Origin of the sequence: Bacteroides sp. CAG:633, assembly GCF_000435115.1 — a bacterium.
Classification (GTDB): domain Bacteria; phylum Bacteroidota; class Bacteroidia; order Bacteroidales; family Bacteroidaceae; genus Bacteroides; species Bacteroides ndongoniae.
Map to the genome: position 1 here is coordinate 4989 of NZ_FR883091.1, position 260 is coordinate 5248.

The 260-nt window shown below is 47.3% G+C and carries 1 pseudogene; it reads left to right on the forward strand.

Features of this window, described 5'->3' with window-relative positions:
- Positions 1-86: 86 nt before the first annotated feature.
- Positions 87-260 (forward strand): annotated as a pseudogene (locus QVP67_RS09565) (TldD/PmbA family protein); the annotation flags it as partial.

Sequence of the window (260 nt, forward strand, 5' to 3'; positions counted from 1 at the left end):
AAGAACTCAAAAACTTAAGAACTCAAAAACTTAAGAACTCAAAAACTCAAAAACTCAAAAACTCAAAAACTCAAAAACTCAACCATATGGATAGAAGAAACTTTTTACGTACAGGAGGTCTTGCCGTGCTGGGTTCACTGGCAATGCCTTCGCTGGCCATGCCTGAACCGGTGCGCCGGGCGCTTGGGGCAGCCGATGACAAGTCGGCCGTGGCTGCAGCGATGCTTCACTTCGGTGTGACCGAAGCCTATCTGAAGAAA